This window comes from Pseudomonas graminis (genome assembly GCF_004364335.1).
Lineage (GTDB): Bacteria > Pseudomonadota > Gammaproteobacteria > Pseudomonadales > Pseudomonadaceae > Aquipseudomonas > Aquipseudomonas graminis_D.
This window is the reverse complement of the sequence record NZ_SOCR01000010.1, coordinates 49,187-73,583: the sequence shown is the minus strand read 5'-3', so window position 1 is coordinate 73,583 and position 24,397 is coordinate 49,187. Positions and strand designations below refer to the sequence as shown.

Here is a 24,397-nt window from a genome sequence, read left to right as displayed (position 1 = left end):
TTCAGTTTCCCCATTTCGGAGATTCATCATGCAACTGACCGCACTGGCAAAATCGCGCTACACCACCAAAGCCTACGATGCCTCACGCAAGATTCCCCAGGAGACGATCCACGAGTTGCTGGAACAACTGCGTCACAGCCCGTCGTCGGTGAACTCGCAGCCTTGGCACTTCATCGTCGCCTCCGATGAGCAGGGCAAAGCGCGGGTGGCCAGGTCGGCCGAAGGTGGTTTTGCCTACAACGAGGCGAAGATGCTCAATGCGTCCCACGTTATCGTGTTCTGCACTCGCACCGAAATGCCCGAGTCCCACCTGCACGCCGTACTGGCTCAGGAGGAGGCTGACGGACGTTTCGCCAACGACGAGGCCAAAGCCGGCCAGGACAAAACCCGTCGTGGCTATGTGGATATGCATAAATTCGATCAGAAGGACGTGCAGCACTGGATGGAAAAGCAGACCTATCTGGCGTTGGGCACGTTGTTGCTGGGCGCTGCATCGCTGGGCCTGGACGCGACGCCGATGGAAGGCTTCGATTTCAAGAAGCTCGACGAAGAACTGGGCCTGCGTGACAAGGGTTTCACCAGCCTGGTCGTAGTCAGCCTGGGCTACCGCAGCGACAGCGATTTCAACGCCAAACTGCCGAAATCGCGCCTGCCGGCCGAGACGGTGCTTACCTTCCTGTAACCCCGCCGCACACACCTAGAGGAGTGAGTTTGCTCGCGATTCCGCCGCTTCAGACGATCATGCGTTGACTGAAATGCCGCTTTCGCGGGCAAGCGCGCTCCTACACCGAATCGGCGTCAACACTCAAACCCTGCGCCGTGCATGGATCCGTAGGAGCCGGCTTGCTGGCGAACAGGTTGGATCAGATAAATCTCTGCCATCTGAAACGACGCCTTCGCGGGCAAGCGCGCTCCTACAATGAATCGGCGTCAACACTCAAACCCTGCGCCGTGCATGGATCCGTAGGAGCCGGCTTGCTGGCGATTCCGCCGCTTCAGACGATCATGCGGTGACTGAAATGCCGCTTTCGCGGGCAAGCGCGCTCCTACACTGAATCGGCGTTAACACTCGAAACCTGCGCCGTGCATGCATCCGTAGGAGCCGGCTTGCTGGCGAACACGTTGGATCAGATAAATCTCTATTTGCTGACACAGCGCGTTCGCCAGCAAGCCGGCTCCCACAGATTGGGGTCAGACGAAGGATTGAGGGTGAAAACACTTTCCTGTAGGAGCGTGGCTTGTCCCGCGATCTGGCGCGCAGCGGCAGCAAGGCTTCACCCGCCTCACCCTTCTCATTTGCCCCGATGCCTGCGCTCTGCTAGTGTCGCGCCGGTTTAACGTCTACCGGGATAGCCGCCATGGCCCGCAAGAAAGCTGCACTGGATTTCGAACAGTCCCTCACGGATTTGCAAACGCTCGTCGAGCGTCTGGAGAACGGTGAGCTGTCGCTGGAAGACTCACTGACCGCCTTCGAACAAGGCATCCGCCTGACCCGCGAGTGCCAGAGCGCGCTGGCCCAGGCCGAGCAGAAGGTGCAGGTCTTGCTGGAACGTGACGGCGAACTGGCCGAAGAACCCTTCGACGCGGAACAGCCGGAATGATCGCGGCGTATCAGGCACTCAGCCAGGCTCGCGTCAACGCGGCGCTGGAGACTCTGTTCGATGCGCCCGCCCCTGAATTGACCCGCCTTTACGCCGCCATGCGCTACAGCGTCACCAATGGCGGCAAGCGCGTGCGCCCGCTGCTGGTCTACGCCGCCTGCGAAGCCTTGGGTGGCAACGCCGAACACGCCAACGGCGCCGCCTGCGCTGTTGAATTGATCCACGCGTATTCACTGGTGCACGACGACCTGCCGGCCATGGACGACGATGATTTGCGTCGCGGCCTGCCCACCACCCACAAAGCCTTTGACGAAGCCTGCGCGATTCTCGCCGGCGACGGTCTGCAAACCCTGGCCTTCAGCGTGCTGAGCGATAACGCGCTGACCCCGCAGAACGCCGAGACCCGGCTGAAGATGGTCGCCACCCTCGCCCTTGCATCCGGCCCTGCCGGCATGGTCGGCGGACAGGCCATTGATCTTGGCTCGGTCGGACTCAAGCTCGACCAGGAGGCGCTGGAATTCATGCACCGGCACAAGACCGGCGCACTGATCGAAGCCAGCGTCAGGCTCGGTGCCCTGGCCAGCGGCAACGCAACCCAGGTCCAGCTTGATTCGCTGCAGATCTACGCCCGCGCCATCGGCCTGGCGTTTCAGGTGCAGGACGACATTCTCGACGTCGAGAGCGATACCGCCACGCTGGGCAAACGCCAGGGTGCCGATATTGCCCGGGACAAGCCGACCTACCCGGCGCTGCTGGGCCTGGAAGAAGCCAAGCATTACGCACTTGAACTGCGCGATCAGGCCCTCGTGGCACTGCGACCGTTCGACGAGGCCGCGGAGCCCTTGCGCGCGTTGGCCCGTTATATCGTCGAACGCCGCAACTAGTCGAACGCTGCAACCTGGTGCAGGTCATAGCACTTATTGGGCGTAAACAGCCTCGCTGCCGCCGCCCTATTTCGCCGGCAATCGTGTCGCCTGAACATCGCATTGCTGCACACCGTGCGCAGCCGACGATGCATCAGGTAAACTGCCGCCTCTTTTACTTATAACGATTCGCCTGATGCCCACGACGTTCAAAGAGATTCCCCGCGAGCGCCCGTCCACGCCGCTGCTCGACAAGGCAGTGACGCCGGACGGCCTGCGCCGCTTAGGTGAAGCAGAGCTTGAAGCCCTGGCGGACGAACTGCGCCTGGAGCTGCTCTATACCGTTGGCCAGACTGGCGGCCATTTCGGCGCCGGCCTCGGCGTCATCGAACTGACCGTGGCCTTGCACTACGTCTTCGACACACCTGACGACCGGCTGGTCTGGGACGTCGGTCATCAGGCGTACCCGCACAAGATCCTCACGGGTCGTCGCGAGCAGATGTCGACCCTGCGCCAGAAAGGCGGTGTGGCGGCTTTCCCGCGTCGCAGCGAAAGCGAGTACGACACCTTTGGCGTCGGTCACTCCAGCACCTCCATCAGCGCCGCGCTGGGCATGGCGATCGCCTCCCGTCTGCAAGGCAGTGAGCGCAAGTCCATTGCCGTGATCGGCGACGGCGCACTGACCGCCGGCATGGCCTTCGAGGCGCTGAACCACGCGCCCGAAGTCAACGCCGACATGCTGGTGATCCTCAACGACAACGACATGTCGATCTCGCGCAACGTTGGCGGGCTGTCGAACTACCTGGCGAAAATCCTCTCAAGCCGCACTTACGCGAGCATGCGCGAAGGCAGCAAGAAAGTGCTGTCGCGTCTGCCCGGCGCGTGGGAAATCGCCCGCCGCACCGAAGAATATGCCAAAGGCATGCTGGTCCCCGGCACGCTCTTCGAAGAACTCGGCTGGAACTACATCGGCCCGATCGACGGCCACGACCTGCCCATCCTGATCGCTACCCTGCGCAATATGCGTGATCTCAAGGGGCCGCAGTTCCTGCACGTGGTCACCAAGAAAGGCAAAGGCTTCGCCCCGGCTGAAGTGGACCCGATCGGTTATCACGCCATCACCAAGCTTGACCCGCTGAACGCCCCTGTCGTGCCCAAAAAAGCCGGCGGACCGAAGTATTCCGGCGTGTTCGGCCAGTGGCTGTGCGACATGGCCGACGCGGACGAGCGCCTGGTCGGTATCACGCCGGCCATGAAAGAAGGCTCGGATCTGGTGGCGTTCAGCGAACGTTTCCCGGAGCGCTATTTCGACGTCGCGATTGCCGAGCAGCACGCAGTCACGTTGGCGGCGGGCATGGCCTGCGAAGGCGCCAAGCCGGTCGTGGCGATTTATTCGACGTTCCTTCAGCGCGGCTACGATCAGCTGATTCATGACGTCGCCGTGCAGAATCTGGACGTGCTGTTCGCCATCGACCGCGCGGGGCTGGTGGGCGAAGACGGCCCGACCCACGCCGGCAGCTTCGATCTGTCTTACCTGCGTTGCATCCCCGGCGTGCTGGTCATGACGCCGAGCGATGAAAACGAGCTGCGCAAGATGCTCACCACCGGTCACTTGTTCAAAGGCCCTGCGGCCGTGCGTTATCCACGCGGTAATGGACCCGGTGCCGTGATCGAGAGCAGTCTTGAGCCGCTGGAAATCGGCAAGGGTGTGGTTCGTCGTCAAGGCAGCAAAGTCGCGATGCTGGTGTTCGGCGTGCAGTTGAGCGAAGCGCTGATCGTGGCGGCAAAGCTCGACGCTACCGTGGTCGACATGCGCTTCGTCAAACCGCTGGACGAGGCACTGGTGCGCGAAATGGCCGGCAGCCACGACTTGCTCGTGACGATAGAAGAGAACGCCGTCATGGGTGGCGCGGGTGCGGCGGTCAGCGAGTTCCTGGCACGTGAGAACATTCTCAAGTCGGTGCTGCACCTGGGCCTGCCGGACGTTTACGTCGAACACGCCAAACCGGCGCAGATGCTGGCTGAGTGCGGCCTGGATGCTGCCGGGATCGAAGCGTCGATCAGTCAGCGCCTGCTGAAGATGTAGTTTTTTGTGGTCGTGACCGCGGTGGCGCTCCCCCTTGCCCGCGATTGCGATCTGTCCGTTGAGACGCTTGCAACAGACAGATCGCTTTCGCGGGCAAGTGCGCTCCTACAGTGACCTGTCAAACCAACTGACTCGGCCAACCACAGACTGGTGGGAGTGACCGGGGTGGCGCTCTTCAGGTTTGCGATCAATACGATGACAATTTCCCGCTTCGCCCTCGCCATTTCCCTCATCCCCGCCACGCAGGCCTTTGCCGATCAGCCTGATCGCCAAAGCGCCTTGAAACTGGACAGCTTGCTGATCAGCGCCAATCGCCAGGTCGAGCAGCGTGACGCCAGCAGCGCGGCGAACACCGTGTTCACCCGCGCCGACATCGAGCGGCTGCAACCCGGCAGCGTCACTGACCTGCTGAGTCGCGTGCCCGGTGTGCAAGTGGCGCCCAGCGGTGGCCGGGGCAGTCTGCCGGGGATTTTCATTCGCGGGACCAAGGCCGCGCAGACTCTGGTGTTGGTCGATGGCCAGCGCATTGCTAACGCCACGTCGGCGGACAGCAACCTGCAATACCTCGACGTCGCGCAGATCGAGCGCGTGGAAGTGCTGCGCGGGTCACGCTCGGTCATCTACGGTGCGGACGCCATTGGCGGGGTGATTCAGATCTTCACCCGACGGGGCGCCGAGCAAGGGCTGCAAGCTCGGCTGCACACGGGTTTTGGCAGTCGCGGCACGCAGCAGCAGAGCCTCGGCGTGTCGGGCGGCGATCAGCAGACGCATTTCAACCTCAGCACCAGCCTGGATGAAACGGCAGGCATCGACCGCACCGGCCCGTCCTTCGCCAGCGATGACGATCACGACGCCTACCGCAATAAATCCCTGAGCCTGAACCTCAGCCACTGGCTCAGCGACGACGTGGAAGTCGGTTTCAACGCGCTGGATAACCGGGGCAAGACCGAGTTCGACAACCCGTTCGGTCTGTTCGACCCGGTCACGTTCAATACCGTGGGTCAGAAGCAGTACAGCAAGTTCGACCTGAGCAGCCTGGGCACCTACGTCGACGCCCGCATCAACCAGACCTGGAAAACCCGCCTGGAGCTGGGCCACAGCGAGAACCGCGAAAAGACGCTGGATAAGCTGAGCGACGATCACTACGTGTTCAACACCTACCGCGACTCGCTCAATTGGCAGAACGACCTGACCCTGGACGATCGCAACAGCCTGATGCTGGGTGGCGACTGGTACGAAGACCGCGTCAACAGCAGCACGGCGTTCGACGAGGACAGCCGCTGGAACCGCGCGGCGTTCATTCAGCATCGCTTCAAAGGCGAGCACTTCTCCACCGAACTGGGCCTGCGCCACGACCAGAACGAACAATTCGGCAGCCAGAACACCTGGAGCGGCACGCTCACCGTGCCGCTCAACAACGCCAACGATGTGCTGCTTTCCTACAGCGAAGGCTTCCGCGCGCCGACGTTCAATGACCTGTATTACCCGGACTTCAGCAACCCGAATCTCAAGCCCGAGCATTCGAAAAGCTACGAGCTGCAGTGGCGCAGTCGCCTGAGCGACACGGCTCGTCTTGAGGCCTCGCTCTATCGCACTGACCTTCAGGACGCCATCGCCCTCGACAGTGACTTCCGCCCTGAAAATATCGGTTCGGCACGGATCAACGGTTTCGAAGGGTCGCTTGAGCAGCGATTGTTTGGCTGGACCGGGAAGCTGGGCGCGTCGGTTATCGACCCGCGTGACCGTGACACCGGGCACACGCTCAACCGTCGCGCTCGGCGCACCCTGAACCTGGATCTCGACCGTCAGTTTGATCGCCTCGGCGTCGGCGCCAGCTGGCAGGCCGTCAGCGACAGCTACAATGACGAGGCCAACACCCAACATTTTGGCGGCTATTCGCTGTTCGGGTTGCGCAGCAGCTGGAAAGCCAGCGACGAAGTAAGACTCGAGTTCAAGCTGGATAACGCCCTGGACAAGCGCTATAGCCGAACGCTGTACAGCTTCGATGGGAGCAGCAACTACGGCTATCGTGAAGAGGGTCGGACGTGGATGTTTGGCGTGACCTGGACGCCGGCGCTGTAGATTTGCAGCCGCCTGATCTAGCGCTCTGGCGCTATCATGCTGCACACCTTCGCCACCGCCGCCACCATTTGCCCACTGGCTCGTTCGAGGCCTTTATCGGGCACGGCAATCAGGCGACCGGCTTTCACGGCCTTCAACTGCGACCACGTTTTCCATGCCGGCAACAACGCAGCGTCGCTGGCGAGAATCACGTCCGGGTCGCGCTGCAGCACTGACTCGAGACTGACCTGGGGCGCCGGCAGTTTGAGGTCGTCATAGACGTTGCGTGCGCCGCACACGGTCAGTGCATCGCTGATGATCTGCCCGCCGCCTACCGTGTAGAGCGGCGGGTCCCACACTTGGTAGAACACCGTCAGCGGGACATCGCGCCGGTACCGCTCACGCAACGCGGCCAGTCGCTGCCGAAAATCTGCCGCGACTTGACGCCCACGATCCGCACGGCCAAGGCGTTCACCAATTTGCTCGATCTGGTCAGCCAGCTTGTTCAGCGTGTGGGGCTCGGCGGTGTAGGTGGGAATGTTCAGGCGCTTGAGTTGGTCGCGCTGGGCCGCGCTGACACTACCGGGCCACAGCAACAACAGATCGGGCTGCAAACTGAGCAGACGCTCGATGTCGAGCTGCCCGTATCGACCCACCGAAGGCAGGCCCAATACCGGTTCCGGGCGCGGGCCGCCGTCGATCACGCCGACCAACAGATCGGCGGCATCCAGTTCGATAACGATTTCAGTCAAAGAGGGAGCGAAGCTGACTACCCTCTGGGCAGCGCCAGCCTGAAAGGCGATCAGCAACAACAGGCAGGCAATCAGCGGGCGCATCAAGCGCGTCCAGCCTGCGCCAGACGAAGGCGCAGGCGGCCAGGTATCACGCCGGATCGGCTTCGCTCTGATGCTCGTTGCCCATCATGTGACCCAGCTTGCCGGCCTTGGTCGCCAGATAAAGCTTGTTGTGCGGATTGTGGCCGGTGTGCAGCGGCACACGCTCGGCGACGGTGATGCCCATGTCGGTCAGCGCTTTGACCTTGCGCGGATTATTGGTCATCAGACGCAGGGACTTGATGCCCAGATGCTCCAGCATCGGCAGGCAGATGCCGTAATCGCGCTGGTCAGCGGCAAAGCCCAGGCGCTCGTTCGCCTCAACGGTGTCCGCACCGCCGTCCTGCAATTCATATGCGCGAATCTTATTCATCAGGCCGATGCCGCGACCTTCCTGGCGCAGATACAACAGCACGCCACGTCCTTCGGCGGCGATGGCGCGCAACGCCGCTTCAAGCTGGGAACCGCAATCGCAGCGCTGACTGAACAGCGCATCACCGGTCAGGCATTCGGAATGCACACGACCGAGCACCGGGGCGCCATCTGACACATCGCCGAGGGTCAGTACGACATGCTCGCGGCCGTTTTCCGGCTCGAGAAAGCCGTTCATCTTGAAAGTGGCAAAGGGGGTAGGCAGCTTGGAAGCCGCGACAAATACGACGGGCACCGGGTGCTCCTGATCAGTATGAGGGCTGGAAATTCGCAACATTGTAACAGCAGGTTCCGACAGACGCTTAGGCTGAATTGTCGGCCAATCAGATCAACAAGTTTGATCAGTGGGCAGCATCAGTACCGGACTGACGACCGTCTGTGTCGAACGGATACGGGTGCTTCCAGCGTGCAAAGATCGGCCGCAGCTTGCCGCTGTGCACGAGATCGCCCATCCGCACATCAAACAGATCCCGCAGCGCGTGCCCTCGCGGGGTGTCTGCGAAGCTCAGGTACAAGGGGATGACGGTGAGGTACGTCAGTCGATAGCGTTGGGGATCGTTGCTTTGGGCGAGGATGAAATCCATCTCCGGCTTGGCGTCGATGTACAAATCCGCACGCCCGTATTCGAGCATCGGCAGAATGTGATCGCGCCGGGGGACTTCGTTGAAGTGCGTGACGTTGGGCAGATAGTGCTGAAACTCGTAGCCGCGGACCCAGGCCAGACGATAATTGGCCAAAGTCTGCAGGGTTGGAAGTGGTTTCGAGGCCAGACCCAGCGTGTAGATTTCGTCATTGTCGTAGTGCCACTTCGAATAAAGCGTGCCCTTGACCTCATCTTTGTAGGCAGCGACCCAGGCATCAGCCTCGCCGCGCTGCACCAGCCCGACCGCGCGGGTATAGGGCTCGATGCGCTGCTCGACCTTCACGCCGGCCGGCTCAAAAATCTCGCGCATCAAATCCCAACCCAGCCCACTGCCGTCGTTTTCGGTATAGCCGTTCCAGTGTTCGCTCACCAACTGGATGTCAGTGGGTTTGTCGGACATCGGCGCAGGGGGCGCTGCGTCGGCGGTCGCCCAGACACTGGTTATCAGCAACGCCAGACCCAGCAGCCATCCCACGCCTGAACGCCTCATGAGCGCCGCCCCTACATGACAGCCCACAGCCAGACCAGCCCCTGCATTGCCAGCCATGCGAAAACACCGGCCAGGACATCATCAAGCATGATGCCGACGCCGCCGTGCACATGCTTGTCGATCCAGTGAATGGGCCAGGGCTTGAGGATGTCGAAAAAGCGGAACACCAAAAAGCCCACCAGCAGCCAGACCCAACCCTCGGGCACCAGCCACAAGGTGATCCACATCCCGACCATTTCGTCCCAGACGATGCCTTCATGGTCGTGAACGCGCAGGTCATCGGCCACCTTACCGCACAGCCAGAAGCCGAACAGCATGGTCAGGCCGAGCATCAGCCAATAGCCCCAGTCCGGCAGCATTTGCCACAGCGGGATAAAGGGTACAGCGACCATTGAGCCCCAGGTGCCGGGCGCTTTGGGCAATGTGCCGGAGCCGAAACCGAAGGCCAGGAAATGCCACGGATTGGTCCACACCGACGGAGGAACGTTCTCCGCCGGGACCTGATTAGGATGATCTGTCACCGTGTCTCCTGAAAATGTTGATAGCCCCGAGTCAACGGGGTGACGTCCTGCCCAAGTGCGTCAGTCAGCACCACGCCGTGGCCTTCGACCACCCGACCCAGAACGAAAACAGGCAAGCCGGCGGCCTGTAGCTCAGCCAGCCATGATGGCGGCAACGTGAAGGCCAGTCTGTAGTCATCGCCTCCACTGAGCGCGGCATTCAACGCCGCGTCAGGCCCGAAAAACGTCAGCAACGCGTCAGACATCGGCACTTTTTCGCGCTCTACCAGCAAGCGTACGCCTGAAGCCGTTGCGATATGTCCGCAATCGGCGAGCAGTCCGTCGGAGATGTCCAACGCCGCGCTGGCCTTGCCGCGTAATGCGATGCCCAGCGCGAATTGCGGCTGCGGCGACCAGTAACTCGCCAGCAAGGCCTGAGTGGTAGACGCCTCGGTGCTGCGCTGGTTCAACACCAACGGCAGCGCCCCGGCCGCGTCGCCGAGCGGGCCGCCCACGCACAACAGATCCCCAGGCCGCGCGCCGCTTCGGGTCAAGGCCTGCCCGGTCGGGACGGTGCCGAAGACCGTGAGGGTCAGGCTCAAAGGCCCGCGCGTCGTGTCGCCGCCGATCAGGCGCAGGCCGCAGCCTTGAGCCATGGCGTTCAAACCACGGGCGAACGCTTCCAGCCAGTCGGCGGAAACCTGCGGCAGGGTCAGGGCAAGGGTAAATGCGAGGGGACTGGCGCCCATGGCAGCCAGGTCGCTGGCCGACACGCCGAGTGCGCGCTGGCCGAGCAGGAAAGGATCGCAGACGTCGGGGAAATGCACCCCGGCGACCAGCGTGTCGGTGGAGATGGCGAGTTGTTGGCCAGCGACCACCGACAACAGGGCGCAGTCGTCGCCAATCCCCAAGGCAACGCCTTCGCCGGGCTGCGCGCAGGGCGCAGCGGCAAAGTAATTGCGGATCAGCTCGAACTCGCCCATGGCGGAGACGCTCAGGTTCTGGAGAAACCCAGAAGCCTCAGCGTTTGTGCGCCTTCACTTCGACTTCGCGCAGACGCGGAGCCAGCTTGTCGAGCACGCCATTGACGAACTTGTGGCCGTCGGTCGAACCGTAGACTTTCGCCAGCTCGATACCTTCGTTGATGACCACGCGGTACGGCACGTCGATGCGCTCCAGCAGTTCCCAGGTCGACAGGCGCAATACCGCCAGTTCAACCGGATCCAGCTCTTCGATGGTCAGGTCCAGACATGGCGCCAGCGCAGCGTCGATCTTGTCCTGATTGGCCGGAACGCCGTGGAGGATGTCGTGGAAATAGCTGGCATCGACGGAAGTGAAGTCGTTGTCGACGCGGAACTGCGCTTCGATCTCGTTCAGCGACTGACCCGCCATGTGGCGCTGGTACAGGGCTTGAGTGGCCATCTGGCGAGCCGCACGACGCTTTTCGCTTTTGGATGGCTTGCCAGCGTCTGCCGCACGTGGATCACGCGGGTTGAACTGATCGCTTTCGTCGTTAATCACTTGGCCTCCAACTGCGCCAACAGGCTGACCATCTCGATGGCGGACAATGCAGCTTCAGCGCCTTTGTTGCCGGCCTTGGTGCCGGAACGCTCGATCGCCTGTTCGATGGAATCGACGGTCAGTACGCCGAATGCAACCGGCACGCCGAATTCCATGGACACCTGGGACAGGCCCTTGGTGCATTCGCCAGCGACGTATTCGAAGTGCGGGGTGCCGCCACGAATGACGGCGCCGAGCGCGATGATGGCGGCGAATTCGCTGCGTTGAGCGACCTTCTGCACAACCAGCGGGATTTCGAACGCGCCCGGTGCGCGGATGATGGTGATGTCGCTTTCGCTCACGCCATGGCGAACCAGGGCATCAACGGCGCCGCTGACGAGGCTTTCGACGACGAAGCTGTTGAAGCGGCCAACCACCAGGGCATAGCGACCTTGGGGGGCGATGAAGGTACCTTCGATGGTCTTCAGGGTCATTCGGCTGAGTCTCGTGTTCTCGTATTAAAGAGCATGAAAGCGCGCATCGGGCGCGCGCTTTCAGGGATTTTAGGCCACGAATCGGGCGACTGCAGGGACAAAAACCACCAACGGCTGAACGCTGTCGGGGCCTGTCACCTGCCGGTCATTATTCGGAGGGCACGTATTCTACAACTTCCAGATCGAAACCGGATATCGCATTGAACTTCATTGGCGAACTCATCAGGCGCATTTTGCGCACGCCGAGGTCACGAAGGATCTGCGAACCGGCACCCACGGTGCTGTAAGTGGTCGGTGTCTTGATCGGCGTGCCGCCTGCGGTTTCACGCACATGGGCCAGAACCGTGTCGCCATCGAGCGGGTGACCAAGCAGCAGCACCACGCCGCTGCCGGCGTCGGCCACGGTCTTCATGGCGGCCCGCAGGCTCCAGCGGCCGGGCTGTTTGACCATCAGCAGGTCGCGCAGCGGGTCCATGTTGTGCACGCGAACCAGTGTGGCTTCTTCCGCGCAGATCTTGCCCAGCGTCAGCGCCAGGTGCACGTCACCTTCGACGGAATCGCGGTAGGTCACCAGATTGAAATGGCCCAGTTCGCTGTCCAGCGGCTGCTCGGCAATCCGCTGAACGGTACGTTCGTGGATCATCCGGTAATGGATCAGGTCGGCGATGGTGCCGATCTTGATGTTGTGCTCGGCCGCGAAAGCCTCCAGCTCAGTACGGCGGGACATCGTGCCGTCGTCGTTCATGACTTCACAGATCACGCCGGTCGGTTCGAAACCGGCCATGCGCGCCAGGTCGCACGCTGCTTCCGTATGGCCTGCGCGGGACAGCGTACCGCCGGCCTGGGCCATCAGCGGGAAGATGTGGCCCGGGCTGACGATGTCTTCGGCCCTCGCATCCTTGGCGGCAGCCGCCTGAACGGTGCGCGCGCGGTCGGCAGCGGAGATCCCGGTGGTCACGCCTTCGGCGGCTTCGATGGACACGGTGAACTTGGTGCCGAAGCCCGAGCCATTGCGCGGCGCCATCAGCGGCAGTTTCAGGGTCTCGCAGCGCTCGCGGGTCATCGGCATGCAGATCAGGCCACGGGCATAACGCGCCATGAAGTTGATATGCTCGGCCTTGACGCACTCGGAGGCCATGATCAGATCGCCTTCGTTCTCGCGGTCTTCGTCATCCATGAGGATGACCATCTTGCCTTGGCGAATGTCTTCAACCAGTTCTTCGATGCTGTTGAGCGCCACGCGGCACCCCCTTCGATTCAGGATTTGAGGTAGCCGTTGGCGGCCAGAAAGCTTTCGGAGATGTTGCCGCCCTGGGCCGGCGTCGGATCGGCCGCTTTGTCACCGAGCAGCAAACGCTCGAGGTAACGCGCCAGCAGGTCGACTTCCAGGTTGATCTTACGGCCCGCGCGGTAGTCGCCCATGATGGTTTCGGCCAGGGTGTGCGGGACGATGGTCAGCTCGAACTCGGCGCCATTGACCGCATTCACGGTCAGGCTGGTGCCGTCGACGGTGATCGAGCCTTTGTGGGAGATGTACTTGGCCAGCTCGCGGGGTGCACGCATGCGGAACTGGATCGCGCGGGCGTTTTCTTCCCGGGACAGCACCTCGCCGACGCCATCAACGTGGCCGCTGACCAAGTGGCCGCCCAGGCGCGTGGTCGGGGTCAGGGCTTTTTCCAGATTCACGCGGCTGCCGGTTTTCAGATCGACGAACGCAGTGACGTTCAGGGTTTCGCGGCTGACGTCAGCCCAGAAGCCGTCGCCCGGCAATTCAACGGCGGTCAGGCAGACCCCGTTGACCGCGATGCTGTCGCCCAACTTGACGTCGGAAAGGTCGAGCTTGCCGGTCTCTACGTAAACGCGGACATCGCCGCCTTTCGGAGTGATGGCGCGGATGCTGCCGATGGATTCGATGATGCCGGTAAACATGGGTGCTCCTGGAAAACAGGGCCAGCGCTGAGCGCGGAAGCCGGAATTATACGCCGGGGTGCGACGCGGGTATCGCAATGACTCGCCAGTCATTGCCGACCGCGCGCATTTCGACAATCTTGAGTTCGAGCGCTTCGCTCATCTGCGCCAGCGGCAGGTCCAGCAGCGGTCGCGCCGACGAGCCCATGAACTTGCCCGCCACGAAGATCTGGAATTCATCCACCAGGCCCAGCCGGGTGAAGGCGCCAGCAAGTTTAGGGCCGGCCTCGACCAGCACGTCGTTGACGCCACGGGCGGCCAGTTCGACCAACAGTTTGCGCAGATCGACGTGCCCGCCACTGCTCGGCAGCGCCAGCATGTCGTGGCCTTCGTCGTGATAACGCTCGCGGGCCGAGGCTGCCGCACAGGTCACCACCAGCGCATTGCCCGCTTTAAAGAACGGCGCATCGAGGGGCACCCGCAAACGCCCGTCGACCAACACGCGCAACGGCGGTCGGGTCGCGGCCAGCGCAGTGAGTTCGGCGTTCAGGCCCAATTCGTCAGGGCGCACGGTGAGCCGCGCATTGTCGGCCAGCACGGTATCGGCGCCGGTCAGCACCACACTCGACTGCGCTCGCAGGCGCTGCACGGCGGAACGCGCTTCGGGGCCGGTGATCCACTGGCTTTCGCCGCTGGCCATGGCCGTGCGTCCGTCGAGACTCATCGCCAGCTTGACCCGCACATACGGCAGGCCGTGCTCCATGCGCTTGAGAAACCCTTTGTTCAGCGCCCGCGCTTCGCTTTCGAGCACGCCGCTTTGCACCGCAATGCCCGCGCCCATCAGACGCAACAGACCACGACCGGCAACATCGGGATTGGGGTCCTGCATGGCGGCAACCACACGCGCCACACCGGCGTTGATCAGCGCGTCGGCGCACGGCGGGGTGCGGCCATGATGACTGCAGGGCTCGAGGGTGACGTAAGCGGTCGCGTCCTTTGCCTTGTCGCCCGCCTGACGCAATGCATGCACCTCGGCGTGGGGTTCACCGGCGCGGACGTGCCAGCCTTCACCGACAATCTCGCCATCACGCACGATCACGCAGCCGACACGCGGGTTGGGGTGCGTCGAGTAGACGCCCTTGCGGGCCAGTTCCAGCGCCCGCGCCATATAGGCTGCGTCGAGCACGCTTTGCTCTGTGGAGGTCATGCTCACTCTTTAACCGGCTCGCGAGCCAGTCGGTCGATTTCTTCGCGGAATTCGTTGAGGTCCTGAAACCGCCGATAGACAGAAGCAAAGCGGATGTAGGCCACCTCGTCGAGTTTTTGCAGTTCGCCCATCACCAGCTCACCGACGATCAACGATTTGACCTCGCGTTCGCCGGTCGCACGCAGCTTGCTTTTGATGTGGGCCAGGGCCGCTTCCAGACGTTCGACACTGACCGGGCGCTTCTCCAGCGCGCGCTGCATACCCGCGCGCAGCTTCTCTTCGTCGAAGGGCTGACGGCTGCCGTCCTGCTTGATCAGCCGGGGCAGTACCAATTCAGCGGTTTCGAATGTGGTGAAGCGTTCTTCGCAGGCGACGCATTCACGACGGCGGCGAACCTGATCGCCTTCAGCAACGAGGCGCGAGTCAATGACTTTGGTGTCGTTGGCACCGCAAAAGGGACAGTGCATGGTGGCAGGCAACAAAAAAAGGGAGGGCCATGGTAGCGCATCTCGCTGGCAAGACAAGTCCGAGGCTTTCAGGTATATAGACGCGCATTCAGTGCAGTGAAACCCGTCGCACTCAGCGATACTGCGCCATCCCGTGCGTATCTCGCCCGCCTTCCGCTTTTCTGGAGCTGTTCATGACGCTACGTACGCTTGCTGTAATCAGCCTTGTGGGCCTGCTCGCTGCGTGCAGCACGGCCGAAGCGCCAAAACCTGCGGCACCCGCCAAACCTGCGCCCAACGCCATTACGCTGCCGGAAGGGCAAGGGCCGTTGCAGCCGTTCCAGCGCGAACTGAGCGGCCAGTTGCTGGGCGTGCCGGCCGGCGCAGAAGTCGAGCTGGCGTTGTTGGTCATTGACGATCGCAACCGCCCGCAGAAGCTGTTGACCAGCACCAAGCTGGTGGGGAACAACCAGTCGCTGCCGTTTCAGTTGCGCTTCAACCCGGAAGCCTTCCCGGTGGGCGCGCGCGTCGAACTGCGCGGCCGCGCCAGCAAGTCGGGTCAGTTGATTCTGCATCTGCCGTCCGTGCTGATCACCCAACCCACCACTCAGGCACTGGGCCAGCTGCAATTCGCTCCTGCGCCGTGACTGCCCCGCTTCACCTGCAAGCCGCATTGAGCGAGCTGCTGGGCGATGCACAACTGGTGGCCGAAGCGCTGCCGGGGACGGACCTTAAGTTGTGGCTGATTGACGCGAACAATATGGATCGCGCGTTCAGCCCCGAGGAAACCCGGCGCATTCTCGAAGATCCGCCCTATTGGAGTTTCTGCTGGGCCAGTGGCCTGGCGCTGGCGCGCTTTCTCGCCGAGCAGCCGCACTGGGTCGCGGGCAAGCGGGTGTTGGACTTCGGCGCGGGCTCGGGCGTCGCAGGCATTGCGGCGATGAAAGCCGGCGCGCTCGCAGTCGTCGCCTGTGATCTTGATCCGCTGGCGATCGAGGCCTGCCGGGCCAACGCCGAGCTGAACGGCGTGACGCTTGAGTATTCGAGCGACTTTTTCGCCGAGGAGGACCGTTTCGACCTGATCCTGGTGGCGGACGTGCTGTACGACCACGCCAACCTGCCGCTGCTGGATCAGTTTCTCAGTCGTGGGAAGCAAGCGTTGGTGGCCGACTCCAGGGTACGGGACTTTCAGCATCCTCTGTATGAGCGGCTGGGAGTTCTTGAGGCGCTGACGCTGCCGGATCTGGCCGAGCCGTGGGAGTTTCGCAGGGTGAGTCTTTATCATGCGCAGCGACAGGCCTGAGCTGACCTGACCCACCCCGTAGGAGGGTGGCTTGTCCCGCGATCTGGCGCGCAGCGGCAGCAACCCACCCAACACGGTGCGTCAGCCTTACCCAGTTGACCCGTTTTACGACGACTTCGTCGCCGATCGCGGGACAAGCCACGCTCCCACAGGTCATCGGCAAACCGCACATCTGCTGTCGCGCTTCCGACAATCCCCCCAGCCCTTTATAGTTCGCGCCATCAAGCCTTCTTTCGAGACCCGCGATGAGCCAGGACACGCCGTACATCTTCGATGCGACCACCGCCACTTTCGATCAAATGGTCATCGAGAATTCCTTTCACAAACCCGTACTGGTGGATTTCTGGGCCGAGTGGTGTGCGCCGTGCAAGGTGCTGATGCCGCTGCTGCAACAGATTGCCGAGAGTTATCAGGGCGAATTGTTGCTGGCCAAAGTCGATTGCGACGCTGAACAGGACATCGTGGCGCGCTTCGGCATTCGCAGTCTGCCCACGGTGGTGCTGTTCAAGGACGGCCAGCCGGTGGATGGGTTCTCCGGTGCCCAGCCTGAATCACAAATCCGCGCGCTGCTTGAGCCCCATGTGCAGATGCCGCCGCCGGCCGCCGCCGACCCGCTGAAAACCGCGCAGGCGATGTTCGCCGAGAGCCATTTCGCCGAAGCCGAAGCGGTTCTGCAGACCATCCTCGCCGAGGACAACACCAACGCCGCCGCGCTGATTTTGTATGCGCGCTGCCTGGCCGAACGCGGCGAACTGACCGAAGCCCGCGCGGTGCTGGACGCGGTTAAGGGCGATGAGCACAAAGCCGCGCTGGCCGGGGCGAAGGCGCAGTTGACGTTTCTGGCTGAAGCCGCCGCGTTGCCTGACGCCGCCCAGTTGAAGTCGCGCCTGGCGCAGAACCCGCAGGACGATGAAGCCGCACACCAGTTGGCGATCCAGCAATTGTCCCGTCAGCAATACGAAGCCGCGCTGGAAGGGTTGCTCAAGCTGTTCATCCGCAACCGCAGCTACAACGAAGGCCAGCCGCACAAGACGCTGCTACAGGTGTTCGACCTGCTGGGGAATGATCACCCGCTGGTCACGACGTATCGTCGTCGGTTGTTTGCGGCGCTTTACTAGCCTTCTCGGCCAGAGCCAGTCCTACATTGGACAGAGCCAGTCCCATTGAATGTACGCGGTCTACTAGTGGGACCGGCTTTAGCCGGGAAGAGGCCCGCATGAGCACCCTCAATTTTGTGGTGTGACGCTTGACGTCTTCCCGGCTAAAGCCGGTCCTACACGGAGCCTGCAGGCTGTGTGTATCACTCAACCCAGTGATACACCGGCGTGTCGCCCTGGCTTTCCACTTTCACATTAGTGCTGTGGCGCAGGCGCACCATCAGGCGTTTGCCCGCAGCGGTGCTGCCCGACAGGCCTTCCAGCTGACCGAGCAGGTCCGGTCCGGTCAGGTGGCCTGCCTTGCGCAACAACTCCTGAGCGATATCCCAGACAGCATCGTTGCGACCGGCCGCAGGCTTGACGGACGTATCCGTGGGCGCCGAAGTTTCCTGCACCTGCGCGCCCAGCTGAATGCCCAGCCGAGCCCAGTCGGCGTCGTCCATTTCCACAGTCAGATCCACCGGCAGATCGCCGACGGTTCCACGGATTCGCAGCATGGGGTGTGTCCTCTGATAGGGCGGACCGGCATGGTCCCACAGGAATTGGCGACCTGCACGCGATCCCTGACACCCCGCAATACTGTAGGAGCGTTGCCCCTGAAATCGCATTCGCGGGCAAGCGCGCTCCTACAAGGGGTGGCGTCGAACGTATGATCGGCGTCGTGCACAAGACCTGTAGGAGCGCGCTTGCCCGCGAACACGTCGGCGCATTCAGCATCTTGGTTGGCTGACACACCGCGTTCGCCACGCTCCTACAAGGCCGCTTGAAAAAGTTAAGAAACGGCGCAACACATTGTTATAAGATTACATAACAAATTTCAGACTCGCCTCCGGAGCTTCCCCCATGCGTCGTTTGCTACTCGCCCTGCCCTTCGCCCTGCTGCCCCTCGCCGTCGCCCACGCGGCCGATGAGCATGACCACGATCATGAGCACGGCAGCCTTGGCGCGCACGTGCATGGTGTGGCGCGGATGGACATGGCGCTGGACGGGCGCACGCTGGAACTGGAACTCGACACCCCGGCGATGAACATCGTCGGCTTCGAGCACCCGGCAACCACTGACGCAGACAAGATGACGCTTGCTCTGGCCAAGGAAACCCTGCTCAAGCCCCACGCGCTGTTCAGTCTTCCGGAAGCGGCCGGATGCACCGCCACCAAACAGCGGGTGGAAAGCACGCTGTTTGGCGACAAGGATGACGACGATCACGATCACACCGATGGCGACGCGGCTGAACATGAGCACAGCGAAATTCACGGCCATTATCAGTTCACCTGCAGCGCGCCGAACGTGCTCAACAAGCTCGACCTGACCCAGCTGTTCAAAAGCTTCCCGGCCACCCAGACCATTCAGGTGCAGCTGGTGACACCGAAACGCCAGATGGGCGCTGAAGTGCGTCCAAGCAATCCAGTGGTCAAGTTTTAACCAGCAAAGTTCTATCCGCGATCGGGCTTCCCGGTCGGTCACTTTTCAGACGCACGTGTGGTCATGACTCAAGCGCTCATTGAATTGTCCGAACTCGGCTTCAGCTGGCCGGGGCATCCGCAACTGCTGGACATTCCGGCGTTTCGCCTCGATGCCGGCGAAACCCTGTTTCTCAAAGGCCCCAGCGGTAGCGGCAAAACCACGCTGCTCGGTCTGCTGGGGGGTGTGCAACGCCCCAGTCGCGGGAGCGTTCGCCTGCTCGGTCAGGATCTGACACAGCTCTCGGCCGGCGCCCGGGACCGATTTCGTGTCGATCACACCGGCTACATTTTCCAGCAATTCAACCTGCTGCCGTTTTTGTCGGTGCGCGAGAACGTCGAGCTGCCCTGCCGCTTTTCCAAACTACGCACCCAGCGGGCGACCCAGCGTCACGGCAGCGTCGACAAAGCGGCTGAAACCCTGCTCGCTCACTTGGGTTTGAAAGACCCTGAAATGCTCAGCCGCCGCGCCGACTCCCTGTCCATCGGTCAGCAGCAACGCGTCGCTGCTGCCCGCGCCCTGATCGGCCAGCCGGAGCTGGTCATTGCTGACGAACCGACGTCGGCGCTGGATGCTGACGCCCGCGAAGCATTCATCCAGTTGCTGTTCGCCGAATGCCGCGAGGCCGGCGCCAGCCTGCTTTTCGTCAGCCACGATCAGAGCCTGGCGCCGCTGTTCGATCGCAACCTTTCGCTGGCCGAGCTCAATCGCGCCGCCGTTGCTGCAGAGGTCTGAGATGTATCTTCTTCGTCTGGCGCTGGCCAGCCTCGCCAACCGCCGCTTTACTGCATTCCTCACCGCGTTTGCCATTGCCCTCTCCGTCTGCCTGCTGCTGGCGGTCGAACGGGTGCGGACCGAAGCGCGCGCCAGCTTTGCCAGCACCATCAGCGGCACGGACCTGATCGTCGGCGCGCGCTCTGGCTCGGTGAACCTGCTGCTGTACTCGGTATTCCGCATCGGCAACGCCACCAACAACATCCGCTGGGACAGCTTCGAGCATTTCGCCAACAGCAAGCAGGTGAAGTGGGCGATCCCTATTTCACTGGGTGACAGCCACCGCGGCTATCGGGTGATGGGCACCAACGAATCGTATTTCGAGCATTACCAGTACGGTCGTCAGCAGCATCTGGAGCTGGCAGACGGTCGGGCATTTGCCACCGACCCGTTTGAAGTGGTCCTCGGCGCGGAAGTGGCGGACGCGCTGCATTACAAGCTCGGCGACAAACTGGTGCTGGCCCACGGCGTCGCGACGGTGAGTCTGGTCAAGCATGACGACAAGCCTTTCACCGTCGTCGGCATTCTCAAACGCACTGGCACGCCGGTTGATCGCACACTGCACATCAGCCTGGGCGGCATGGAAGCGATTCACATCGACTGGCACAACGGCGTGCCGGCACAAGGCGCCGGACGTATCAGCGCCGATCAGGCCCGCAACATGGACCTCACGCCCACCGCCATCACAGCGTTCATGCTTGGCCTGAACAGCAAGATCGCCACCTTTGCGGTGCAGCGCGACATCAACGAGTTTCGGGGTGAGCCGATGCTGGCGATTCTGCCGGGCGTGGCGTTGCAGGAGCTGTGGAGCCTGATGGGCACGGCTGAAAAAGCGCTGTTCGTGATCTCGTTGTTCGTTGTCTTGACCGGGCTGATCGGCATGCTGACGGCGATCCTCACCAGCCTTAACGAGCGGCGTCGGGAGATGGCGATTCTGCGCTCGGTGGGCGCGCGGCCTTGGCATATCGCCAGCCTGTTGGTGCTGGAAGCGTTTGCCCTGGCGTTGGGGGGCTCGGTCTGCGGGCTGGCGCTGCTTTACATCGGCATCGCCTCCGCGCAGGGTTACGTGCAGGCCAATTACGGTTTGTACCTGCCGCTGTCGCTACCCAGCACCTACGAGTGGACGCTGCTGGCGGGGATTCTCGGCGCTGCCGTGTTGATGGGCACCGTGCCCGCGTGGCGTGCCTATCGGCAATCGCTGGCAGACGGGTTGTCGATTCGTTTATGAGGTCGTTGTGATGCGGATGGGTTGGATGTGGCTGTTGATGCTAGCCGCGACGCCGTTGTGGGCGCAGGACCTGCGCGTGCTGACGTGGCAGGAAATGATCCCGCCTGACGCCCCTCCGGTGAAGCTGATCACCGCGCCGATTCACAACCTGTCGAGCCTGGCGGACACCCTGTCCGTCGAGTCCGCGCCGGCCGCGCATCAGTTGGCGCCCCATGCGCCGGTGGTCAAGTCGCTGGACGGCGAGCGAGTGCGGCTGCCGGGTTACATCGTGCCGCTGGAAGTCAGCGAGGAAGGCCGGGTGACGGAGTTTCTATTGGTGCCGTACTTCGGCGCCTGCATTCACGTGCCACCGCCGCCGCCCAATCAGATCGTCCACGTGACCAGCGAACTGGGCGTCAAGGTTGACGAGTTGTACCAGCCGTACTGGATCGAAGGCCCGATGCAGGTTAAATCCTCAACCAGCGAATTGGCCGATGCCGGTTACCAGATGGAAGCCGACAAGATTCTGGTCTACGAAATGCCGGATGAGCAGTGACCGCTCATCCCGGACACCGACGAACTCGATTGGACGCTGATCTGTAGGAGCCGGCTTGCTGGCGAACCCGGCAGGTCAGCCAATGTTGCAGCGTCTGATCTGATGCGTTCGCCAGCAAGCCGGCTCCTACAGTGAATCGCTGTTCATCGCCAATTCCAAGGGCCTGCCGTGTAGGGCCAGTGCATCACTCATGCCCCCATAGCCCGACGCCAATACCACTTAATTAATCGCTTTTTCATTGAGCCAAGTCAAAAACCGCGACCTGGACGCTTCGTAACATACGGCATCTCTTTTTATGCCCTTACGGAGCCCCCATGCACAAGTCCCTGCTCAGCGCGCCCCTGCTCGCGCTTGCACTCGGTGTCCCCTTCGCCGCTCAAGCTCACCAGGCCGGTGATTTCATCGTTCGCGCCGGGTCTGCCACGACAGCGCCCAACGAAGACAGCGGAAACCTGAAGCTCGATGGCGCCAAGGTCCCGGGCACCAAAGCGACGCTGACCAGCGACACTCAACTGGGCCTGACCTTCGCCTACATGCTCACCGATCACGTGGGCCTAGAGTTGCTGGCGGCAACGCCGTTTCAGCACACCGTCGGGATCAAAGGCCTTGGCCCGGGGCTGGACGGCAAACTGGCGAACGTGAAACAGCTGCCGCCGACTCTGTCGCTGCAGTACTACCCGATGGACGCGACGTCAAAATTCCAGCCGTACGCCGGTCTCGGCGTGAACTACACCTGGTTTTACGATGAAAACCTGAGCAGCGAACGCAAAGGCCAGGGCATGAACAACCTGCACATCAAGAACTCGTGGGGCTGGGCCGGTCAGATCGGCGCGGACTACATGTTGACGGACAAGATCATGCTCAACGCCGCCGTCTGGTACGTGGACATCGACACGCAAGCCACGCTGGACGGTCCTTCGGCGCTGGGCGTCGGCCGGACTAAAGTGAACGTGGACGTCGATCCGTGGGTGTACATGGTTGGCGTCGGCTACAAGTTCTAAGCGCTTGCGCCCGAACCAGCAGGCACAAAAAAGGCACCTTATCGGTGCCTTTTTGCTGCGCGGGTTTCAGCGCCCCAGCAACCGCGCCAGGCCAACTTTCAGCGGCGTCGGCTCGGGGACCTTGAAGCGCTCAAGCAAACGCTGATTGCTCGCCCGTGAATGCTTGATGTCACCCGAACGTGCGGGAAGGTAGCTCACCGGCGGCAGACTCCCGACCACCTCGGCCAGCGCCCCTAGCAGCTCATTCAGCGAAGTCGTGGCGTTCAGACCGACATTGACCGCGCCCTCTTCCACCGTCGGCATCTCGACCCCCTGCACCACGAGGTCAACCAGGTCCTCGACGTAGAAGAAGTCCCGCGTCTGCTCACCGTCGCCGAACACCGCAATCGGCAGACCGTTTACCGCACGCTCCGCGAAGATGCTGATCACGCCCGAGTACGGGGACGAAGGATCCTGGCGCGGGCCGAAGATGTTGAAGAAGCGGAACACGACGGGCTCGAAACCATGCTGACGGCGATAGAAATCGAAGTAATGCTCACCGGCCAATTTGTCCGACGCGTAGGGGGTCAGCGGTGCTTTCGGCGTGTCTTCAGTAATGGCCTCGCCTTCACCGTTGTTGCCGTAAACCGCAGCGCTTGAAGCAAACACCACGCGTTTGATGCCGGCCTGGCGCATCGCTTCGCAGACATTCAGCGTGCCGATGAAGTTGCTCTGATGCGTCTTCACCGGGTCATCCACCGAGGCCTGCACCGACGCGACGGCAGCCAGGTGCGCCACGGCCTGACAACCCACCGCCGCCCGGACCACCAGCGCGGCATCGGCCACATCACCTTCGATCAACTCGACACGCGGGTTGTCCAGCGGCAGGTTGCTGCGTTTGCCGGTGGAAAGATCGTCGAGGATGCGCACCGAATAGCCCTTGGCGAGCAGCGCGTCGGTCAGGTGCGAACCGATGAAACCGGCGCCGCCGGTGATGAGGACAGGAGCATCAGACATGGCGGTAATAGCGGTCCAGTAGATTGGGCAAGCCAGCACGCCAGGCGCGTGGCTTGATACCGAAAGTGTGGAGGATTTTCTTGCAGGCGAGCACGGCGTTCTGCGGCTCTTCGCTGGCGTCCGGACGTGCGGCGTGGGCCTGCGCGGTAGGTACCTCGATCGCCAGCGGGCGCAGCAGGCGAGCTTCGGTCAACACGGCCTGCCCAAACGCCAGTGGCGTGGTCGCTTCGTGGCCGGCGTAGTGATAAGTGCCCCACAGCGGCGCGGCGCAATCGAGCTGTTTGAGCACCGAAATGATGACCCTCGCGGCATCGTCGACCGGGGTCGGATTGCCACGCCGGTCGTCTGCCAGCAGCAATTCACCAGGGGATTCGGCGCGGCTGAGAAAGCGCCCGAGCACGCCTTCGGCGCTGTCGTCGAGCAGCCAGCCGAAACGCAGCAAGACATGCTGCGGGCAGGTGGCACGCACGCTTTGCTCAATGCGCCACAAGGCCTGACCACGGGAACCCAGCGGCACGGGCTCGTCTTTTTCGCTGTAAGCCGTGGCCCGCGAACCGTCGAATACGCGGTAGCTGGACGGTTGAACGAGGACGATATTGTGGTGCTGGCACAGTTCGGCGAGACGCTCGACGGAGCGTTCCTGATTATCCAGCCTGTCAGCGCTCACCTTCTCCGCCTGAAACCAGTCGAAGTAGTAAGCGAGATTGATCAAGGCATCCGGGCGGGTGTCATCGAGCAGTTGCGTCAGGCTTGCCGCATCCCAACCGTCTTGTGGTGGACGCGGCGCGAGGAATCCAATGTTCTCCTCGGCACCTAGACGAATCAACGCCTGCCCGAGGGCATTCCCGCCGCCCAACAGCATAAGGCGCATTCGCATA

At 62.3% G+C, this 24,397-nt stretch carries 27 protein-coding genes; 13 read left to right on the top strand and 14 right to left on the bottom strand.

What is annotated here, in order from left to right; translation table 11 throughout:
- The first annotated feature begins 28 nt into the window (after positions 1–28).
- The 5 genes from nfsB (at position 29) to EC919_RS19575 (ending at position 6,632) form a co-directional block, all read left to right on the top strand.
- A complete protein-coding gene (gene nfsB / locus EC919_RS19595; RefSeq protein ID WP_133776028.1) occupies positions 29–682 on the top strand; it encodes an oxygen-insensitive NAD(P)H nitroreductase in 654 nt (217 codons plus the stop codon).
- A gap of 676 nt (positions 683–1,358) precedes the next feature.
- Positions 1,359–1,601, top strand: a complete 243-nt coding sequence (locus EC919_RS19590) for an exodeoxyribonuclease VII small subunit (protein WP_062384761.1) — start codon at positions 1,359–1,361, stop codon at positions 1,599–1,601.
- Positions 1,598–2,485 (top strand): (2E,6E)-farnesyl diphosphate synthase, encoded by an 888-nt coding sequence (gene ispA / locus EC919_RS19585; RefSeq protein ID WP_133776027.1) that lies wholly within the window; start codon positions 1,598–1,600, stop codon positions 2,483–2,485. The genes EC919_RS19590 and ispA overlap by 4 nt, the downstream gene beginning before the upstream one ends.
- Positions 2,486–2,660: 175 nt before the next feature.
- Positions 2,661–4,550 carry a 1-deoxy-D-xylulose-5-phosphate synthase gene (dxs, locus tag EC919_RS19580; RefSeq protein ID WP_133776026.1) on the top strand — a complete coding sequence of 630 codons (1,890 nt, stop codon included), beginning with the start codon at positions 2,661–2,663 and terminating at the stop codon, positions 4,548–4,550.
- 195 nt (positions 4,551–4,745) lie between these two features.
- Positions 4,746–6,632, top strand: a complete 1,887-nt coding sequence (locus EC919_RS19575) for a TonB-dependent receptor domain-containing protein (RefSeq protein ID WP_133776025.1) — start codon at positions 4,746–4,748, stop codon at positions 6,630–6,632.
- Positions 6,633–6,649: 17 nt separating this feature from the next.
- Here EC919_RS19575 and EC919_RS19570 read toward each other — a convergent pair whose 3' ends face one another.
- From EC919_RS19570 to nrdR, 11 genes are all read right to left on the bottom strand, one after another.
- Entirely contained in the window at positions 6,650–7,447 is a 798-nt protein-coding gene (locus EC919_RS19570) for a cobalamin-binding protein (RefSeq protein WP_208294998.1), read from the bottom strand.
- 46 nt (positions 7,448–7,493) lie between these two features.
- Positions 7,494–8,111, bottom strand: a complete 618-nt coding sequence (ribA, locus tag EC919_RS19565) for a GTP cyclohydrolase II (protein WP_166650591.1) — start codon at positions 8,109–8,111, stop codon at positions 7,494–7,496.
- 106 nt (positions 8,112–8,217) lie between these two features.
- Complete coding sequence (locus tag EC919_RS19560; RefSeq protein WP_133776022.1) at positions 8,218–9,009, bottom strand: substrate-binding periplasmic protein; 792 nt, start codon at positions 9,007–9,009, stop codon at positions 8,218–8,220.
- 11 nt (positions 9,010–9,020) lie between these two features.
- Positions 9,021–9,530 (bottom strand): phosphatidylglycerophosphatase A family protein, encoded by a 510-nt coding sequence (locus EC919_RS19555; RefSeq protein ID WP_065988427.1) that lies wholly within the window; start codon positions 9,528–9,530, stop codon positions 9,021–9,023.
- The gene (gene thiL / locus EC919_RS19550) at positions 9,527–10,492 is read right to left on the bottom strand and encodes a thiamine-phosphate kinase (RefSeq protein ID WP_133776021.1); all 966 of its coding nucleotides are present in this window, start codon (positions 10,490–10,492) and stop codon (positions 9,527–9,529) included. The genes EC919_RS19555 and thiL overlap by 4 nt, the downstream gene beginning before the upstream one ends.
- Positions 10,493–10,529: 37 nt before the next feature.
- The gene (nusB, locus tag EC919_RS19545; protein WP_133776020.1) at positions 10,530–11,030 is read right to left on the bottom strand and encodes a transcription antitermination factor NusB; all 501 of its coding nucleotides are present in this window, start codon (positions 11,028–11,030) and stop codon (positions 10,530–10,532) included.
- Positions 11,027–11,503 (bottom strand): 6,7-dimethyl-8-ribityllumazine synthase, encoded by a 477-nt coding sequence (ribH, locus tag EC919_RS19540; RefSeq protein ID WP_037017809.1) that lies wholly within the window; start codon positions 11,501–11,503, stop codon positions 11,027–11,029. Before ribH ends, nusB begins: the two co-directional genes overlap by 4 nt.
- 148 nt (positions 11,504–11,651) lie before the next feature.
- A complete protein-coding gene (gene ribBA / locus EC919_RS19535; RefSeq protein WP_133776019.1) occupies positions 11,652–12,743 on the bottom strand; it encodes a bifunctional 3,4-dihydroxy-2-butanone-4-phosphate synthase/GTP cyclohydrolase II in 1,092 nt (363 codons plus the stop codon).
- A gap of 17 nt (positions 12,744–12,760) precedes the next feature.
- Complete coding sequence (locus EC919_RS19530; protein WP_133776018.1) at positions 12,761–13,432, bottom strand: riboflavin synthase; 672 nt, start codon at positions 13,430–13,432, stop codon at positions 12,761–12,763.
- Between the two features lie 46 nt (positions 13,433–13,478).
- The gene (ribD, locus tag EC919_RS19525) at positions 13,479–14,618 is read right to left on the bottom strand and encodes a bifunctional diaminohydroxyphosphoribosylaminopyrimidine deaminase/5-amino-6-(5-phosphoribosylamino)uracil reductase RibD (RefSeq protein WP_166650590.1); all 1,140 of its coding nucleotides are present in this window, start codon (positions 14,616–14,618) and stop codon (positions 13,479–13,481) included.
- A 2-nt stretch (positions 14,619–14,620) separates the two neighbouring features.
- Complete coding sequence (gene nrdR / locus EC919_RS19520; protein WP_065988433.1) at positions 14,621–15,085, bottom strand: transcriptional regulator NrdR; 465 nt, start codon at positions 15,083–15,085, stop codon at positions 14,621–14,623.
- Between the two features lie 173 nt (positions 15,086–15,258).
- Between nrdR and EC919_RS19515 the strand changes: the two genes are divergently transcribed.
- The 3 genes from EC919_RS19515 to trxA all read left to right on the top strand — a co-directional run bounded on the left by EC919_RS19515 (position 15,259) and on the right by trxA (position 17,485).
- Entirely contained in the window at positions 15,259–15,711 is a 453-nt protein-coding gene (locus EC919_RS19515) for a hypothetical protein (RefSeq protein WP_133776016.1), read from the top strand.
- Positions 15,708–16,367 carry a class I SAM-dependent methyltransferase gene (locus EC919_RS19510; RefSeq protein WP_133776015.1) on the top strand — a complete coding sequence of 220 codons (660 nt, stop codon included), beginning with the start codon at positions 15,708–15,710 and terminating at the stop codon, positions 16,365–16,367. Before EC919_RS19515 ends, EC919_RS19510 begins: the two co-directional genes overlap by 4 nt.
- A 245-nt stretch (positions 16,368–16,612) precedes the next feature.
- Positions 16,613–17,485, top strand: a complete 873-nt coding sequence (trxA, locus tag EC919_RS19505; RefSeq protein ID WP_133776014.1) for a thioredoxin — start codon at positions 16,613–16,615, stop codon at positions 17,483–17,485.
- A 182-nt stretch (positions 17,486–17,667) separates the two neighbouring features.
- Here trxA and EC919_RS19500 read toward each other — a convergent pair whose 3' ends face one another.
- Complete coding sequence (locus EC919_RS19500; RefSeq protein WP_133776013.1) at positions 17,668–18,021, bottom strand: hypothetical protein; 354 nt, start codon at positions 18,019–18,021, stop codon at positions 17,668–17,670.
- A gap of 346 nt (positions 18,022–18,367) precedes the next feature.
- On the opposite strand from EC919_RS19500, the gene EC919_RS19495 reads away from it, so the two are divergent.
- The 5 genes from EC919_RS19495 to EC919_RS19475 all read left to right on the top strand — a co-directional run bounded on the left by EC919_RS19495 (position 18,368) and on the right by EC919_RS19475 (position 22,523).
- Positions 18,368–18,946, top strand: a complete 579-nt coding sequence (locus tag EC919_RS19495) for a DUF2796 domain-containing protein (RefSeq protein ID WP_133776012.1) — start codon at positions 18,368–18,370, stop codon at positions 18,944–18,946.
- 63 nt (positions 18,947–19,009) lie between these two features.
- Complete coding sequence (locus EC919_RS19490; RefSeq protein ID WP_133776011.1) at positions 19,010–19,720, top strand: ABC transporter ATP-binding protein; 711 nt, start codon at positions 19,010–19,012, stop codon at positions 19,718–19,720.
- Between the two features lies 1 nt (position 19,721).
- Complete coding sequence (locus EC919_RS19485) at positions 19,722–20,987, top strand: ABC transporter permease (protein ID WP_133776010.1); 1,266 nt, start codon at positions 19,722–19,724, stop codon at positions 20,985–20,987.
- Between the two features lie 16 nt (positions 20,988–21,003).
- Positions 21,004–21,522 (top strand): DUF3299 domain-containing protein, encoded by a 519-nt coding sequence (locus EC919_RS19480; protein ID WP_243842299.1) that lies wholly within the window; start codon positions 21,004–21,006, stop codon positions 21,520–21,522.
- Between the two features lie 314 nt (positions 21,523–21,836).
- Entirely contained in the window at positions 21,837–22,523 is a 687-nt protein-coding gene (locus tag EC919_RS19475) for an OmpW/AlkL family protein (RefSeq protein ID WP_133776009.1), read from the top strand.
- A 66-nt stretch (positions 22,524–22,589) separates the two neighbouring features.
- Here EC919_RS19475 and EC919_RS19470 read toward each other — a convergent pair whose 3' ends face one another.
- Together EC919_RS19470 and EC919_RS19465 are read right to left on the bottom strand one after the other, a co-directional pair.
- The gene (locus EC919_RS19470) at positions 22,590–23,519 is read right to left on the bottom strand and encodes an NAD-dependent epimerase/dehydratase family protein (RefSeq protein ID WP_133776008.1); all 930 of its coding nucleotides are present in this window, start codon (positions 23,517–23,519) and stop codon (positions 22,590–22,592) included.
- Positions 23,512–24,396, bottom strand: coding sequence for a sugar nucleotide-binding protein (locus EC919_RS19465; protein ID WP_133776007.1), 885 nt, complete (start codon positions 24,394–24,396; stop codon positions 23,512–23,514). Before EC919_RS19465 ends, EC919_RS19470 begins: the two co-directional genes overlap by 8 nt.
- Between the last annotated feature and the right edge of the window lies 1 nt (position 24,397).

Coding starts and splice junctions, on each gene's coding strand:
- nfsB (WP_133776028.1), top strand. CDS start 29: ATGCAACTGACCGCACTGGCAAAATCGCGCTACACCACCAAAGCCTAC.
- EC919_RS19590 (WP_062384761.1), top strand. CDS start 1,359: ATGGCCCGCAAGAAAGCTGCACTGGATTTCGAACAGTCCCTCACGGAT.
- ispA (WP_133776027.1), top strand. CDS start 1,598: ATGATCGCGGCGTATCAGGCACTCAGCCAGGCTCGCGTCAACGCGGCG.
- dxs (WP_133776026.1), top strand. CDS start 2,661: ATGCCCACGACGTTCAAAGAGATTCCCCGCGAGCGCCCGTCCACGCCG.
- EC919_RS19575 (WP_133776025.1), top strand. CDS start 4,746: ATGACAATTTCCCGCTTCGCCCTCGCCATTTCCCTCATCCCCGCCACG.
- EC919_RS19570 (WP_208294998.1), bottom strand. CDS start 7,447: ATGCGCCCGCTGATTGCCTGCCTGTTGTTGCTGATCGCCTTTCAGGCT.
- EC919_RS19560 (WP_133776022.1), bottom strand. CDS start 9,009: ATGAGGCGTTCAGGCGTGGGATGGCTGCTGGGTCTGGCGTTGCTGATA.
- thiL (WP_133776021.1), bottom strand. CDS start 10,492: ATGGGCGAGTTCGAGCTGATCCGCAATTACTTTGCCGCTGCGCCCTGC.
- ribH (WP_037017809.1), bottom strand. CDS start 11,503: ATGACCCTGAAGACCATCGAAGGTACCTTCATCGCCCCCCAAGGTCGC.
- EC919_RS19530 (WP_133776018.1), bottom strand. CDS start 13,432: ATGTTTACCGGCATCATCGAATCCATCGGCAGCATCCGCGCCATCACT.
- ribD (WP_166650590.1), bottom strand. CDS start 14,618: ATGACCTCCACAGAGCAAAGCGTGCTCGACGCAGCCTATATGGCGCGG.
- nrdR (WP_065988433.1), bottom strand. CDS start 15,085: ATGCACTGTCCCTTTTGCGGTGCCAACGACACCAAAGTCATTGACTCG.
- EC919_RS19515 (WP_133776016.1), top strand. CDS start 15,259: ATGACGCTACGTACGCTTGCTGTAATCAGCCTTGTGGGCCTGCTCGCT.
- trxA (WP_133776014.1), top strand. CDS start 16,613: ATGAGCCAGGACACGCCGTACATCTTCGATGCGACCACCGCCACTTTC.
- EC919_RS19500 (WP_133776013.1), bottom strand. CDS start 18,021: ATGCTGCGAATCCGTGGAACCGTCGGCGATCTGCCGGTGGATCTGACT.
- EC919_RS19495 (WP_133776012.1), top strand. CDS start 18,368: ATGCGTCGTTTGCTACTCGCCCTGCCCTTCGCCCTGCTGCCCCTCGCC.
- EC919_RS19490 (WP_133776011.1), top strand. CDS start 19,010: ATGACTCAAGCGCTCATTGAATTGTCCGAACTCGGCTTCAGCTGGCCG.
- EC919_RS19485 (WP_133776010.1), top strand. CDS start 19,722: ATGTATCTTCTTCGTCTGGCGCTGGCCAGCCTCGCCAACCGCCGCTTT.
- EC919_RS19480 (WP_243842299.1), top strand. CDS start 21,004: ATGGGTTGGATGTGGCTGTTGATGCTAGCCGCGACGCCGTTGTGGGCG.
- EC919_RS19475 (WP_133776009.1), top strand. CDS start 21,837: ATGCACAAGTCCCTGCTCAGCGCGCCCCTGCTCGCGCTTGCACTCGGT.
- EC919_RS19470 (WP_133776008.1), bottom strand. CDS start 23,519: ATGTCTGATGCTCCTGTCCTCATCACCGGCGGCGCCGGTTTCATCGGT.
- EC919_RS19465 (WP_133776007.1), bottom strand. CDS start 24,396: ATGCGAATGCGCCTTATGCTGTTGGGCGGCGGGAATGCCCTCGGGCAG.